Origin of the sequence: Aminobacter anthyllidis (genome assembly GCF_018555685.1) — a bacterium.
GTDB lineage: Bacteria > Pseudomonadota > Alphaproteobacteria > Rhizobiales > Rhizobiaceae > Aminobacter > Aminobacter anthyllidis.
On sequence record NZ_JAFLWW010000009.1, the window covers coordinates 160,882 to 174,628 of the forward strand.

General features: G+C 65.4%; 16 protein-coding genes. 9 read left to right on the forward strand and 7 right to left on the reverse strand.

Going from position 1 to position 13,747, the window contains the following annotated elements; all coding sequences use genetic code 11:
* Positions 1 to 60 precede the first annotated feature (60 nt).
* Positions 61 to 921 carry an alpha/beta fold hydrolase gene (locus tag J1C56_RS25895; RefSeq protein WP_214392940.1) on the reverse strand — a complete coding sequence of 287 codons (861 nt, stop codon included), beginning with the start codon at positions 919 to 921 and terminating at the stop codon, positions 61 to 63.
* Between the two features lie 203 nt (positions 922 to 1,124).
* Here J1C56_RS25895 and J1C56_RS25900 point away from each other — a divergent pair, with 203 nt between their 5' ends.
* Positions 1,125 to 2,141, forward strand: a complete 1,017-nt coding sequence (locus tag J1C56_RS25900; protein WP_214392872.1) for a GlxA family transcriptional regulator — start codon at positions 1,125 to 1,127, stop codon at positions 2,139 to 2,141.
* A gap of 71 nt (positions 2,142 to 2,212) precedes the next feature.
* Positions 2,213 to 2,887, forward strand: coding sequence for a permease (locus J1C56_RS25905; protein ID WP_214392873.1), 675 nt, complete (start codon positions 2,213 to 2,215; stop codon positions 2,885 to 2,887).
* A gap of 74 nt (positions 2,888 to 2,961) precedes the next feature.
* Here J1C56_RS25905 and J1C56_RS25910 read toward each other — a convergent pair whose 3' ends face one another.
* Positions 2,962 to 3,204 (reverse strand): DUF1127 domain-containing protein, encoded by a 243-nt coding sequence (locus tag J1C56_RS25910; protein ID WP_214392874.1) that lies wholly within the window; start codon positions 3,202 to 3,204, stop codon positions 2,962 to 2,964.
* Positions 3,205 to 3,430: 226 nt separating this feature from the next.
* Between J1C56_RS25910 and J1C56_RS25915 the strand changes: the two genes are divergently transcribed.
* Positions 3,431 to 4,228, forward strand: coding sequence for a DUF2189 domain-containing protein (locus J1C56_RS25915; protein ID WP_214392875.1), 798 nt, complete (start codon positions 3,431 to 3,433; stop codon positions 4,226 to 4,228).
* A gap of 83 nt (positions 4,229 to 4,311) precedes the next feature.
* Here the strand turns inward: J1C56_RS25915 and J1C56_RS25920 are convergent, their stop codons facing one another.
* Positions 4,312 to 4,770: a carboxymuconolactone decarboxylase family protein gene (locus tag J1C56_RS25920; protein WP_214392876.1), complete on the reverse strand. Its 459-nt coding sequence runs from the start codon at positions 4,768 to 4,770 to the stop codon at positions 4,312 to 4,314.
* 144 nt (positions 4,771 to 4,914) lie between these two features.
* Between J1C56_RS25920 and J1C56_RS25925 the strand changes: the two genes are divergently transcribed.
* A complete protein-coding gene (locus tag J1C56_RS25925) occupies positions 4,915 to 5,787 on the forward strand; it encodes a sigma-70 family RNA polymerase sigma factor (protein ID WP_214392877.1) in 873 nt (290 codons plus the stop codon).
* On the opposite strand, the gene J1C56_RS25930 is transcribed toward J1C56_RS25925, so the two are convergent.
* Positions 5,784 to 6,671, reverse strand: coding sequence for a LysR family transcriptional regulator (locus tag J1C56_RS25930; RefSeq protein WP_214392878.1), 888 nt, complete (start codon positions 6,669 to 6,671; stop codon positions 5,784 to 5,786). The two genes, J1C56_RS25925 and J1C56_RS25930, sit on opposite strands and share 4 nt — an antisense overlap.
* 130 nt (positions 6,672 to 6,801) lie before the next feature.
* Between J1C56_RS25930 and J1C56_RS25935 the strand changes: the two genes are divergently transcribed.
* Complete coding sequence (locus J1C56_RS25935; RefSeq protein WP_214392879.1) at positions 6,802 to 7,263, forward strand: DMT family transporter; 462 nt, start codon at positions 6,802 to 6,804, stop codon at positions 7,261 to 7,263.
* Positions 7,263 to 7,733: a DMT family transporter gene (locus J1C56_RS25940; RefSeq protein WP_214392880.1), complete on the forward strand. Its 471-nt coding sequence runs from the start codon at positions 7,263 to 7,265 to the stop codon at positions 7,731 to 7,733. The genes J1C56_RS25935 and J1C56_RS25940 overlap by 1 nt, the downstream gene beginning before the upstream one ends.
* A 4-nt stretch (positions 7,734 to 7,737) precedes the next feature.
* Here the strand turns inward: J1C56_RS25940 and J1C56_RS25945 are convergent, their stop codons facing one another.
* Positions 7,738 to 9,018 carry a serine hydrolase domain-containing protein gene (locus J1C56_RS25945; RefSeq protein ID WP_214392881.1) on the reverse strand — a complete coding sequence of 427 codons (1,281 nt, stop codon included), beginning with the start codon at positions 9,016 to 9,018 and terminating at the stop codon, positions 7,738 to 7,740.
* 55 nt (positions 9,019 to 9,073) lie between these two features.
* Positions 9,074 to 10,588, reverse strand: coding sequence for an alginate export family protein (locus tag J1C56_RS25950; protein ID WP_246591945.1), 1,515 nt, complete (start codon positions 10,586 to 10,588; stop codon positions 9,074 to 9,076).
* A gap of 248 nt (positions 10,589 to 10,836) precedes the next feature.
* Here J1C56_RS25950 and J1C56_RS25955 point away from each other — a divergent pair, with 248 nt between their 5' ends.
* From J1C56_RS25955 to J1C56_RS25965, 3 genes are all read left to right on the forward strand, one after another.
* A complete protein-coding gene (locus J1C56_RS25955) occupies positions 10,837 to 12,276 on the forward strand; it encodes an FAD-binding oxidoreductase (RefSeq protein WP_214392882.1) in 1,440 nt (479 codons plus the stop codon).
* Positions 12,277 to 12,485: 209 nt separating this feature from the next.
* Positions 12,486 to 12,827, forward strand: a complete 342-nt coding sequence (locus J1C56_RS25960) for an ArsR/SmtB family transcription factor (RefSeq protein WP_214392883.1) — start codon at positions 12,486 to 12,488, stop codon at positions 12,825 to 12,827.
* Positions 12,828 to 12,853: 26 nt separating this feature from the next.
* The gene (locus tag J1C56_RS25965) at positions 12,854 to 13,342 is read left to right on the forward strand and encodes an SRPBCC family protein (RefSeq protein WP_214392884.1); all 489 of its coding nucleotides are present in this window, start codon (positions 12,854 to 12,856) and stop codon (positions 13,340 to 13,342) included.
* 72 nt (positions 13,343 to 13,414) lie between these two features.
* On the opposite strand, the gene J1C56_RS25970 is transcribed toward J1C56_RS25965, so the two are convergent.
* Positions 13,415 to 13,729 carry a hypothetical protein gene (locus J1C56_RS25970; protein ID WP_246591947.1) on the reverse strand — a complete coding sequence of 105 codons (315 nt, stop codon included), beginning with the start codon at positions 13,727 to 13,729 and terminating at the stop codon, positions 13,415 to 13,417.
* Positions 13,730 to 13,747: the final 18 nt, after the last annotated feature.

Here is a 13,747-nt window from a genome sequence, read left to right on the forward strand (position 1 = left end):
CAAGGCGCGCCCGGCGGGCCGGGCGCTTCACCAGACGCTTCCGGGCGACGTGCCTGCGCCTCAGCGCGGCGCTGTGCTGTTGTTAACGATGGCCGGGATGACGATGCCCCAGTCGTCCTCGTGCAGCTCGTGGCCGCCGCCGTCGACAACGAGATAGGTCGAACCCGCGACCGTGTCGGCGATCGCCTTGCCGTGGACGATCGGGAAAATCGGGTCGGCGGTGCCGTGGATGACCGCAAGCGGCACCTTGAGGCCGGGAAGCTTGCCCTTCACCGCCTCGCCGCCGGTGAGCATGAAATGGTTGGTCGCCGAGAGATAACCGCCCGAGCGGTCATGGTCGCGCTCGATGAAGGCGCGGGTCTTCGCCGCATCATGCGGATGGGCAGTGCTTGCGATCACCCGGGCCTCGCCGGCAATGAAGCCGGTCGCCTGGGCGCGGTCCGACCAGTCGACGCCCTCGCCCGTCGCGGCATGCTCCATGTAGCTGGGCGTGGGCGGCGGCAGGTCGAGATCGAGGCCGATGGGCGTCGTCGACACCAGGGTCAGCGAGGCGACGCGGCCAGGCGACGACAGCGCCAGGATCTGGGCGATCATGCCACCCAGCGACATGCCGACGACATGGGCCTTTGCGATGCCGTAGGCGTCGAGCACGGCGATGGCGTCGGTCGCCATGTCGTCCATCGAATAGGGCGGCTTGCCGGGCGCGAACTTGGTCGACAGGCCGGTGTCGCGGTTGTCGTACCGGATGACATAGCGGCCGCTGGCAGCGATGCGGCGGCAGAAATCTTCCGGCCACCACAGCATCGAGGCCATGGCGCCCATGATCAAAAGCACCGGCGGCGCCGAGGGGTCGCCAAAGGCCTCGGTGGCGATCTCGACGCCATTGGCGCGGACGGTCCTGGTGGTGGTTTCGCTGGCCATCGCCTTGCTCCTGAGGGTTGCGCCAACGACGGCAATTGCTGCTGCGGAAAGCAGGAAGCGGCGCCGGCTGGTCGTTGTGGTGTCGTTCGACATTTCGGTCTCCTCGCGCCCGTTGGGCGGCTTGGATGGACACTAGGGGTGTCGAAGTCGGCTCGCGAGAGCGATACTGGACAAAAACAAGGCATACGTGCCACTCATGGTGCATGAATGCACAAGCCGAACCTCTCCGCATCAGCCTGCTTGCCTTGCCGCAGACGACACCGGCGGCGGTGTACGGACTGTTCGAGGTGCTGTCGGCGGTGGGCTCGATCTGGGACCGGCTGACCGGGCAGCAGACAAGGGCACGGCGCATCTCAACCGAGATCGTGGCAGGGCGCAAGGAGGCGTTCACCTGCGCCATCGGCACGCCGATCCAGCCGCATGCGACGTTCGCCGACACCAAGAGCACCGACGTGGTGATCGTCACCGACCTGGCGCTGCCGCTCGACGGCGACGCTGCGGGCGGCTGGACCGACGAGATGGCCTGGGTGCGGGCGCAGCTGGATGCGGGCGCGACCATCTGCTCGGTCTGCACCGGCTCGATCTTTCTCGCCGAGGCCGGCCTGCTTGACGGCAAGGACGCGGCCTCGCACTGGATCGCCGCCGACATCTTCCGCGACCGCTACCCCCGGGTGAAGTTCCGGCCCGAGCGCATCGTCTGCGACATGGATCCCGAGGGACGGCTGATCACCACCGGTGGTGCGTCGTCATGGGAAGACCTCGCGTTGCACCTGATCGCCCGCTACAGCGGCAAGGAGGAAGCCGCACGCATCGCAAAAGTATTCCTGCTCGGCGACCGCAGCGACGGCCAGCTGCCCTTCGCCGCGATGGCGAAGCCGAGGCGTCACGAGGACGCGGCGATCGGCAACTGCCAGGTCTGGATCGCCGACAATTACGCCGCCGCCAACCCGGTGACGCGCATGGTCGCCGAAAGCGGCCTGCCAGAGCGCACCTTCAAGCGCCGCTTCAAGGCGGCGACCGGCTACACGCCTGTCGACTATGTCCAGAGCCTGCGCATTGAGGAGGCCAAGCAGATGCTGGAGGCCACCACCGAGGCCACAGACGCGATCGCCGAGACGGTCGGCTACGAGGACCCGGCGTTCTTCCGGCGGCTGTTCCGGCGCCACACCGGCATCACGCCGGCGCAGTATCGGCAGCGGTTTCGCATGAGGCGACCGTAGCGGCTGGCCCTTCCCTTCATCCAGTCCCGCCGTCATCATCCAGCGCGGACCAGCCTGCGGAGGAGCGATGCATGGACTTCATGCGACTGCTGAAATCGATCGAGGAACTGCTCTACGAAGTCGTGTCGTGGCTGCTGTTTTACCCGCTGACGATGTGGCGGGCATTGCGCGATCCCGACAAGATGATGCGCTACGCCAATGTCGAGCTGTCCGACGACGTGGACGAGCAGTACCAGGACACGATGAGCCCGCCGATGTTCCTGCTGCTGACGCTGCTGATCGTGCACGGCCTGGAGCTCGGCTTCATCAACGATCGTTCCTGGGTGGCACCATCGATGCTCGCCAGCGACTCCAACCTTCTGATCTTTCGCGCCGTCATCTTCAGCATCTTCCCGCTGCTGATGGCGGTGAAGCTGCTGCGCTTTCGCGGCGCCCGGATCGACCGGGCAACCTTGAAGCCGCCGTTCTACAGCCAGTGCTATGTCGCGGCACCCTTTGCCCTCGGCGTCAGCCTGGCGGGCGTGGTGTGGCGCGTCCACAACAGCACCGCCAGCGTCGCGGCGCTGCTGCTGCTGGTCGTTGCCATCGTCTGGTACGTGGCGGTGGAGACGCGCTGGTTTGCCCGCAATCTCGACCTTGGTCTTGGCCGAGCGCTGCTCAGTGTCGTTGTCACCGTGCTGCAAGGCGTGGCAGCCATCCTGATCGTCGGCATGGCCATCGCCCTGACGCAGGTGTCGGGGAGTTAGCGCAACAACCATCGCCGTCGCGGTATGCCGGCCACTTGCCGCCACCCCGCGACGTGTTGCCTGCGACGGTTGAGCTAGCGCATCGATTGCAGTTTGGTCATGAGTCCGGCCTCGACCTCGAGGCTGGCAATGTCATCGACAACAGGATAGCCGATGTCCTTCATCTGCTCCGGGCTGAGTGCGGCGATGATCCGCCGGCTCTGGGCGCGGCGGTACCACGCCTCGGCTGCCGCGATGCGGCGAGCGGTTGCCTGGAGGAACCGGATCGTCAGATCCGCCGTCTGCTGTCCGTGGCTGGAATGCACTGAGTAAGCCATCTCGGCCTCCCGTCTACTGACATGACCCGGCAAGCTTGCCATGCAGGCGTGAGTACAGCGTATCAGGCGCGTGAACGGGGCGTATTAAAGTGCCGCCCCCCGGCGCTTGATCTCGATCAATGCGATCCGCGGCACGTTATGCAGCTTTGGTTGGCAACCTGCCGTGACTTGCGTCCAAAACACTGCGTGGCGCGGTAAGGTGCGGCGCCATGCGAGGGAGGAAGCGATGGCTGACATAGGCAACAAGGCGGGCGGCAAGCGGCCGGGCGCACTGCCTGAGATTCGGGCGCTGACCGTCGACGACATCAGGCAAAGCCTGTCGAAGGGTGCAGCCGATTTCGCCAACTGCCCCATCATCGGGCTCGTCATCGCACTGGTCTTCGTCGTCATCGGCCTGGCCATCACCACCTCGCTTCTGGTGCTGCACAAGCCCTGGCTGATCTATCCCTTCGCCATCGGCTTTCCCCTTGTCGGGCCCTTCGCGGCCGTGGGCCTCTACGAGGTGAGTCGCAGGCTTGAGGCCGGGCAGGTGCCGACGCCTGGAGAGGTCCTGAAGGTGATCTGGGCCCAGCGCCGCCGCGAAGTGTCGTGGATGGCCTTCGTCATGCTGTTCGTGTTCTGGGTCTGGATGTACCAGATCAGGCTGCTGATGGCGCTGATCCTCGGCCGCATGTCCTATGCCACGCTCGACCGCTTCGCCGATCTCGTGCTGACCACCCCCGAAGGCTGGATCTTCCTCGGTCTCGGCCACGTCGAGGGTGCCGCGCTGGCGCTGGTGCTGTTTTCGATCACCGTGATCTCGATACCGATGCTGCTCGACCGCGAGGTCGACTTCATCACCGCCATGCTGACCTCGATCCGGACAGTGCTTGCGAGCCCGCTGGTCATGCTCGGTTGGGGTCTGGTGGTCACCTTGATGGTGCTGGCCGCCTGCGTGCCGTTCTTCCTTGGCCTGCTGGTGGCGCTGCCGGTGCTCGGCCACGCCACCTGGCACCTCTACCGCCGCGCCGTGGTGAGCGACTGACGCCCTCTCCCCCCATCCTTCGACACGCTCGGGAGGGGGGAGAGGCAATGGATGAGAACGCGACGGATGGTGCCGATCGAGACTCAGTTCCAGGCGGCGCCCGCCACCTGGCGGACCGCGGCGTTGAGGCGGTTCCAGACATTGATCGCCGCAATGGCGAGCAGCAGCGCCGAGATCGCCTTCTCATCGTAGTAGCGTGTGGCCTCTTCCCAGACGTCGTCCGGCACCGGGTCGGACTTGTCGGCGATGCGGGTGACGGCTTCGGTAAGCGCCAGCGCGGCGCGCTCGGCCGGCGTGAACCAGGGCGTGTCGCGCCAGGCGGCCACGGCAAAGATGCGGTCGTCCTTCTCGCCCAGCTTCCTGAGTTCGAGCGAGTGCATGTGGACGCAGACGCTGCAGCTGTTGATCTGGCTGGCGCGCAGGTGGACCAGCTTGCGCGTCACCTCGGACAGGCCGTCCTTTTCGGTCGCCTTGTTGAGCGCAAACAGCGCCTGCATGGCATCGGGAAGCAGGATGGCGGGGTTGGTCATACGAGCTTGCATCGGAATTCTCCTCGAAATCTCAGTTGTTGTTCCGGCTTTACGCCTCACGTTATTGACGCCGCTGCCCCCGAACCGGTCTCGTGTCACATCGGCCGGGATTCGTTCGTCATGGCCTTGACGAAACAGCAGCAGGGAATGTGACTGATGAACGAAGAAATTTTTCTGGCCGATCGATTTGCCGCCAATCGCGGGCATTTGCGCGCCGTGGCCTACCGTATGCTGGGCTCGGCCAGCGAGGCCGAGGATGCGGTGCAGGAGGCCTGGCTGCGCCTGGCGCGCACTGACGCGCAGGAGATCGACAATCTATCGGGATGGCTGACGACCGTGGTGGCACGCGTCTGCCTCGACATGCTGCGCCAGCGCAAGTCACGGCGTGAGGAGCAGCTCGAAACCGAAGGGCCCGACGAAGTTGCCGACGAAGCCCCTGCCGTCGATCCCGAGCGCGAGCTGGCAATGGCCGATGCCGTGGGCCTGGCTCTGCTTGTGGTGTTGGAGAAGCTGGCGCCGGCCGAGCGCATCGCCTTCGTGCTGCACGACATGTTCGACCTGTCCTTCGACGACATCGCACCCATCGTCGAGCGAACGCCGGTTGCGGCACGGCAGCTGGCGAGCCGGGCCCGGCGCCGGGTCCAGGGCAGCGACGAGGCTCGTGCGCCCGACCGTACGCGCCAGCGACAGGTTGTCGACGCGTTTCTCGCGGCATCGCGCGGCGGCGATTTCGCCGGCCTGCTGGCCGTGCTCGACCCTGATGTGGTGTTCCGCGCCGACGCTGTCGCTGCCCAGCTGGGCGCGGTGGCCGAACTGCGCGGCGCGCAGGCCGTGGCGCAAAGCTTCAAGGGCCGGGCGCAAGGCGCGCTGCCGGCACTTGTCGACGGCGCCATCGGCCTGCTGGTCGCGCCGATGGGCAAGCTCCGCGTCGTGCTGATGCTCAAGCTCGACGGCGACAGGATCGTCGGCATCGACGCCGTCGCCGATCCGGACCGGCTGGGGCAGCTGGATCTGGTCCTGCTCGATTAGGCGACAAACAGCCGTTCGGCCATGAAGTCGACGAAGACGCGCGTCTTGGGTGCGAGGTAGGGACCAGCGGGCCAGAGCGCGCGCATGATGCCGCGATTGTCGAGGAATGGCTCGAGCACGGGCACCAGCGTCGCTGCGGCGAGCTGGTGCCTGACAGCATAGTCGGGCAGGCAAGCGATGCCAAAGCCTTGTTCGGCGAGGTGGATGCGCGCCTCGACGGTGCTGGCGATGGCGGCCACCGGCAGGTCGAGCTCCAGCAATGCCCCGTCGCGCAGCAATGGCCATGGTTCCAGCTTGCCGGTGACCGGATGGCGGTGGTGCAGGCACGCGTGAGCCAGAAGCTGTTCCGGCGTTTCCGGCACGCCAGCACGGGCGAGATAGGCTGGGGCGGCGACAAGCAGATGGCGGAACGCGCCGAGCTTGCGGCTGATCAGCCTCGAGTCGGCAGCCTTACCGGTGCGGATCACGACGTCGAAGCCTTCCTCGATGACGTCGACGAGCCGGTCGGTGAAATCGAGCTCCAGCTGGACCTCGGGCCAGACGCGCATGAAGTCTGCGAGTGCAGGCAGGAACAAGATGCCTGCGACGGGCAGGCTGACGCGCAGCGGCCCTCGCGGCGAGGCGCGTGCTTGCGACAGCTCCTCTTCGGCCGCCTCGAACTCGCCGGCGATGCGACGGCAGCGCTCGAGGAACAGGCTGCCTTCGGCGGTCAGCGCAATGCTCCTGGTGCTGCGGTGAAACAGGCGCACGCCCAGCCTGTCCTCCAGCCGCGCCACCGCTTTGCCGACGGCGGATGCGGAGATGCCGAGCTGGCGGCCGGCGGCGACGAAGCTGCGTGTTTCCGCCACCTGCATGAAGACGTTAAGCGCGCCTAGCCCGTCCATCGTTTGTGCCTAGCCATTGCGGACCAAAATGTCCTGAGTGTTCAGAATTGTAGCCGGATTTTCTTGTCGTTGCAGGAGGCTATTTTCAAGCTGGGCAGCTGCTGCCGGCGCGACGTGGAGCACAGACAGAATGATCGGACGTTCGGCGGACTGGCTTTCGGCGCTGGCGGCAGGTGCGCTGCTGGCGGTGATGATCGCCTGCAACGGCCTGTTGGCCAAGCACAGTGCACCGGTGTTTGCCTCATGGGCGGCGCATGGAACCGGCGCGGCGGCCGCCTTGCTGCTTGTCGCCGGATGGTCGCGGATTTTCAAACGCCAAGAAGCCGGAACGCAGAAAAAGGGCCCGGCCTGGGCCTATCTCGGCGGCGTGCCCGGAGCGTTGACCGTGGTGCTTGCGGCGATCACCACCAACAGCCCGCTGGCGCTGTCCGGCACCATTGCTTTCATGCTTGTCGGGCAAGTCATCTTCGGCATGGCGATGGACTGTTTCGGGCTCTTCGGCGTGGCGAAAAGGCCGTTTGCCGCAACGGATGTTGCGGTCGTCGCACTGGTGCTGAGCGGCAGCGTGCTGCTTACTTTTGGCGGGCGATGATGAGCGGCTACATCTTCCTCGCGGTGCTCAACGGCCTGCTGATCGGCTTGAGCCGGGCATTGAACGGAAAACTCGGCCTGATGATCGGGCCGCTGCGTGCCTCGTTCTGGAACCACCTCGTCGGGTTTGTCTTCCTCGCCGCCGTACTGATGATACTCGGCGGGTGGAGCGTGGAAAACCTGTCGGCAGCGCCTGCCCTTGCCTGGCTCGGCGGCACGTTCGGGGCGCTGTTTGTCGCCACCAACAGCCTCGTCTTGCCAAGGCTGGGGGCAATCAGGACGGTGGTGCTGGTGATCTGCGGCCAGATGGTCGCCGGCCTGCTGATCGACTATCTCGCCAATGACGCAGCAATCGAACCACTGCAGCTGGCTGGCATCGCCATCATCATGCTCGGCGTATTTGCCGCCAGGCTGTCGGGCACGCGGAAAGCCAGCGGCACGGCTGGCCAGTCCGCCGCCAAAACTGGCTGAAGGGCTACTGCATCAGGTGCTTGGCCACCGCCTCATAGGCCGGCAGCGAGGTCGGGTCGTTGGCGGCATTGCCGGCCGTCGGATGTGACGAGAAGCGGGCGATGACGACGCGCGCCTTGGGGTCGATGTAGAGCGCCTGGCCATGCACGCCACGCGCCGAATAGGCGCCGTTGGCATTGTTGGTGATCCACCACATGCCGCGATAGCTCCAGCCCTTGAGCAGCGCATAGCCGGCCTTTTCAAACGCCGCCTTGTCGCCGCCGGCGCGGATACGGGCGATCGCCGCCTCGGGTATCAGGCGCTGGCCGTTGGCAACGCCATCGTCGAGCAGCAGCTGGCCGACGCGGGCCATGTCGCGCAGGCCGGCATTGAGGCCACCGCCGGCATAAGGCGTGCCGGTCGAATCGACGGTGTAATAGGCGTCCTGCTCGGCGCCCATCTTGCTCCAGATACGCTCCGACAAAAGCTCGGCGACCGACTTGCCGGTGACGCGCGCGATGATCCAGCCAAGCGCGTCGGTGTTGACGGTCTTGTAGCCGAACGCATTGCCGTGCTCGCCTTCCTTGCGCACCGTCTGGAGGTATTCGAAATAGCTGCGCGGCCCGGTATAGCCTTCCGGCTTGGGCAGCGGACTGCCGGCGGCCGAATAGATCCAGACGTCGGCATTGGGGTCGGCATAGTCCTCGCTGTAGCGCAGGCCGGTGGTCATCTCGAGCACCTGCTTGACGGTGGCGTCGCCAAACGCGCTGTTGGCGAGTTCGGGCACGACCGATGCCACCTTGGCGTTTTCGTCGAGCTTGCCTTCTGCGACCAGCATCTCGCCGAGCAGGCCGGTGAACGACTTGGTGACCGACATCGCGCCGTGCTGGCCGGCATCGTCGAGGCAGCCGAAATAACGCTCATAGACGATCTTGCCGTCATGCAGGACAACGATGCCGTCGGTGTAGTTGGCATCAAGCGACTGCTCCCATGTCATCTCGGCGTCGCCGCCGAGCGGGGTGAACTTCACCGCATCGATGGTCTCGTCCAGTTTGCGTTCGAGCAGAACCGGCGCGCCAAGCCCGCGGCTGACATTGGCCGTCGGCATCAGCTGGCGGAAGTTGCAGACGGTCCAGCGCATCTTGGGGAAGCTGAAATAGTCCGGATCGGTAAAGCGGATGATCTTGTCGTCCGGCGGCGGCGAACCGACCATCCAGCCGAGCTTGACGGGATCGGACTCTGCGGCTGACAGCACTTTTGCCTCCTGCGCATGGGAGATCGACGACGTCGCTGTCAGAGCAGCCATCGCCGCGGCCAACACGGCGCCCGCGAGGCCGTTGCGCCTTGTTGCCGTTTTGGCCTCAGAAATTGACGACGACATTGACGAAGCCTCCTGTCCAGACGGGCGCATTGGAATTGACCACGGAGTCGGATCCGGGACCCGGAAATGAGACGCTGAAGCCGGCCGTCAGATATGTGTTGGGGTTCAGCACGCGGTTGTATTCGAGGAAGATGTCGTCCGAGAGATGCTTGGCGGAGACGCCGGCAACCGGGTTGGGCACGCCGTTGATGATTTCGAGATGCGTGCCCTGGCCGAACTGGATCGGGCTGCGCAACTCGTTGGCGCTGATATAGGCATAGCGCAGGGTCAGCGTGTCGCGCTCGGTCGGCGTGACGCGCAGGCTGAGCTGATGGGCGTTGACGTTGGAGTTGATGAACACCATCGACGATTTCGACCCTGTCGACCAGGAACTCGGGCTGCCCTCGTAGTAAAGCGGGTCGAAGCGCTCCAGCCGCGACGTCGACGGATCGTCGCCGGAAAACGTCTGGTACGAATAGGCGATCGTCGGCGCCCAGGAATATTCGGCGAAGGTATAGCCGACCTGGATGCGGCCGCCCCATGCCCGCATGTCGATGTCTTCGTTCCATTGATAGGCGAAATCGCCGGCAACGAAGAAATTCTCGAAGCTGTCGCCGAACGGAATGGCGCGGCCGTAGAAATTGACGAAGTTCAGGCCGTCGCGGCCATTGGCGACCAGCGTCGGCACGCCGATGCCGCCAGACGCGGCCTTCGGGTAGGGCGAATCGGACTTGAGCACATGGCCGAAGGTCAGGCCGGCGAAGGTGTTGTTTTCGCCGTCATAGCGGACGTCGCCGCCGACGATCCTTGTGTGGCTGTCGCTTTCGTTCTGCTCGTTGGCGTCGAGATAAAAGGCCGTGCCGGTGAAATCGCCGAAGCCGAAGCGACCGATCGAGGCCATTTCCCACGCCTTGCGAGGGCCGAGCTTGAGCGCGCCGCGGTCGAAACCGCTCGAACCGCCATTGGCGAGCAGCATGCCGGTGCCCGCCTTGAACTCGCGCGGGCCGACCGAGACATCGAAGGATGGGTCGCTCTTTTCGCCGGAGCGCAGGCCGAGATAGCCCTCTTCCAAAGTTACCCGGCCTGTGTTGCCGGTGGCGTAGGCATCGATGCCGAGCGTGCCCGAGGCAACGGCCGAGACCTTGCCGTAGGCCGCCATCCCGCCCAGGTCCTTGGTGAAGCTGAGACCGGGCAGGATGTAGCCCTCAAGCCAGGTCTTGTTCGAATCAAAGCCGGCCGACGGCGCGAATGTATCGGCATAGTTCCAGAACACATTGTGCTCGGCGACCACGTTCAGGCCGGCTTGAAGATGCATCCTTATGGTCAACCCGTCATGGTCGAGGAGAAGCATGCGGTCGTCGGCGGCAAGCGCCTGATGGCAGGCGAGAAGGCTTGCAAGCGTTGCCGCACCGAACCAGCCGACACGCCTGGGTATTCGCGGCCTGGAATTCAGCTTCTGTCTATCAGCACCAACTTGCAGCGCCCTCTGTTCGATGTCGCTGCCCTTGCACCCCATCGTTTGATCGGTCTCCGATTTCGCCGCGCTCGAAGCACTCAACTAACTGAGCTGTTTGACACTATGGCGACTGGGTTTCGTCACGACAAGGCGCGAAGCCGACGGGCACGGTTCGGGCGACGACACGGCGCAGCCATCACTTTTGCGCAAACGTGCCGCCCTTGTCCTTGTCCATCGAACGGCTGAGGCGCACAATCGACGGCTTGCGGTGCAAGAGGAGGCCTTTTCTCTGTTCGGAGGAAAGCCCCATGAACGACCTGAACCTGACGACCCTTGACGGCGGGCTGGCGACCGTGAGCGCGCCCGTGCTCGATGCCTTCGCGGCAAGCCTGCGCGGCCAAGTGCTCAATGCCGGCGATGCCGGTTACGACGAGGCCCGCACCGTCTGGAACGCCATGATCGACCGACGCCCCGGCCTTGTCGTGCGTTGCATCGGCGCCAGCGACGTCATCGCCGCGGTCAAGTTCGCGCGCGACAACAGGCTGCTCGTCTCCGTGCGCGGCGGCGGCCACAACATCGCCGGCAGCGCCGTGTGTGACGGCGGCCTGATGATCGATCTGTCCCAGATGAAGTCGGTGCGGGTCGACCGCGTGGCACGGCGCGCCTGGGTCGAGCCGGGCGCTATACTCGCCGATGTCGACAAGGAGACGCAGGCGTTTGGCCTTGCAGTGCCGACCGGCATCAACTCGACGACAGGCATTGCGGGGCTGACGCTGGGCGGCGGCTTCGGCTGGACGACACGCAAGCTCGGCTTGACCATCGACAACCTGCTGTCGGCGGATGTGGTGACGGCGGATGGCGAGCTGGTGCGGGCAAGCACCGCCGAGCATCCCGACCTGTTCTGGGCGATACGTGGCGGCGGCGGCAATTTCGGCGTCGTCACCGCCTTCGAGTTCAAGCTGCACAAGCTTGGCCCGCAGGTGCTGTCGGGGCTTGTCGTGCATCCGTTCGACGAGGCCAAGTCGGTGCTTCGGCAATATCGCGAGGCGCTCGAGGACGCGCCCGACGAACTGACCTGCTGGACCGTGATGCGGCAGGCGCCGCCGCTGCCGTTCCTGCCGGCGCAATGGCATGGCAAGGAGGTTCTGGTGCTGGCCATGTGCTGGTGCGGCGACCTCGAAGCTGGCGAGAAGGCGACGGCGGCCCTGCGCGGCATCGGCCAGCCGATCGTCGATGTCGTCGGGCCTAACCCGTTCACCGGCTGGCAGATGGCTTTCGATCCGCTGCTGCAGCCCGGCGCGCGCAACTACTGGAAGAGCCACGACTTCATCGAGTTGTCGGATACGACCATCGACATGCTCGACAACGCGGTCCGCGCCCTGCCGGGGCCCGAATGCGAAATCTTCGTCGGCCATGTCGGCGGCGCTGCCGGGCGGGTGGCGACGGATGCAACGGCCTTCCCGCAGCGCAGCTCGCATTTCGTCATGAACGTGCATGCGCGCTGGCGCGAGGCGTCGATGGACAAGACCTGCATCGGCTGGGCCCGCAACATCTACGAGGCGACCCGGCCGCAGGCTGTCGGCACCGCCTACATCAACTTCATGCCGGCGGACGAGGCCGACCGCGTCGAGGCGGCCTATGGCGCCAACTATGCCCGCCTGCTCGAGGTGAAGCGCAAATACGACCCCGAGAACCTGTTCCGCATGAACCAGAACGTTCACGCCAAGAAGACGCGCAAGGCGGCCTGAATGCCTCTGCCTCTTGTGGGAGGGTCAGGGGTGGGGTGAACCCGGAGCAATACCGGGAGACTTGCTGCGAGCAACGCGAGGAACCCCCACCCTGTATCCCTCCCCACAAGGGGGAGGGAGGGCGTCGGCGTTGCGCCTGCCCAACTTCAAACTTGACCGGCCTCTGCATTCTATATAACCTTTCAGTTATGGAATGAGAGAGCACCGCAATGACGCCGTCCGAACGTCTCGACGCAACCTTCACCGCACTGGCCGATCCGACACGCCGGGCGATCCTGGCGCGGCTGATGACGGGCGAGGTTTCGGTGATGGAGCTGGCCGAGCCCTTTGCCATGAGCCAGCCGGCGATTTCCAAACATCTCAAGGTGCTGGAGCGCGCCGGGCTGATCTCGCGCGGCCGCGACGCCCAGCGCAGGCCGTGCCGCATCGAGGGCGAGGCGCTGGCCGAAGCGACCGGCTGGCTCGACGAGTACCGCGAGGTCTGGGAGGGCAACTACAAGCGCCTGGACATGCTGCTCGCCGACCTGCAGGCGAACCAGGGCAAGGCCTGAGACGCGGACCGAGGTGAGGAACGACGATGAGCCACAGGCTGGAAGTGACCACGCCGAGCGACCGCGAAATCGCCATGACGCGTGTCTTCGACGCACCGCGCGACCTGGTTTTCGACTGCTGGACGATCCCGGCGCTGCTGAAGCGTTGGATGACCGGGCCTGATGGCTGGTCGTTCGCCGTCTGCACCATCGACCTGCGCGTTGGTGGCAAATACCGCTTCGTCTGGCGCCACGACGACGGCCGCGACATGGGCATGACCGGAACCTATCGCGAGATCGTCAGGCCGGAAAGGATCGTCAGCGTCGAACTGTTCGACATGGACTGGACCGACGGCGAGGCCCGTTCCACGCTGGTGCTGACGGAAAAGGATGGCCGCACGATTTCGGTCAACACCGTGCTCTACAGCTCGCGCGAAGCGCGGGACGGCGCGGTCGCCATTGGCATGGCCAAGGGCGTCGAGGCCGGATACGACAGGCTCGACGGCGTGCTGGCCGAACAGGTGGCGGCGAGGTAGTTCGGAGCAGCCAGGAGGTTCGTCAGTCGGCTGGTTCAGCCTTCGACAGGCTCAGGATGAGGGGCGTGCCGCTCAGCGGCAGACGCGTCGGGAGATGTTGCCGAACATCTCTATCTGGCAGTGCGACTTCATCACAGGCACTTCGAGCCGCTGGACCTGCGGCACCACGATCTGGCGATCCTGTTCGCGCTGCCGCTGTTGTTCGGCCTGGAAGGCGCGGCGGTTCTGCTGGGCCTGCAGGATCTGCAGCTCGTTGATCCGGCCCTCGCGGGCAAGCTGGTTGCGGTCGGGCTGGCCGGGCAGATCGATGGCATGAGCCTGCATCGCGCCGGCAAGCAGCACGCCCGCCACGATCAAAGCCCGTTTCGATCTCGCCATCTTCATCATCAGCAACTTCCCGCGCGA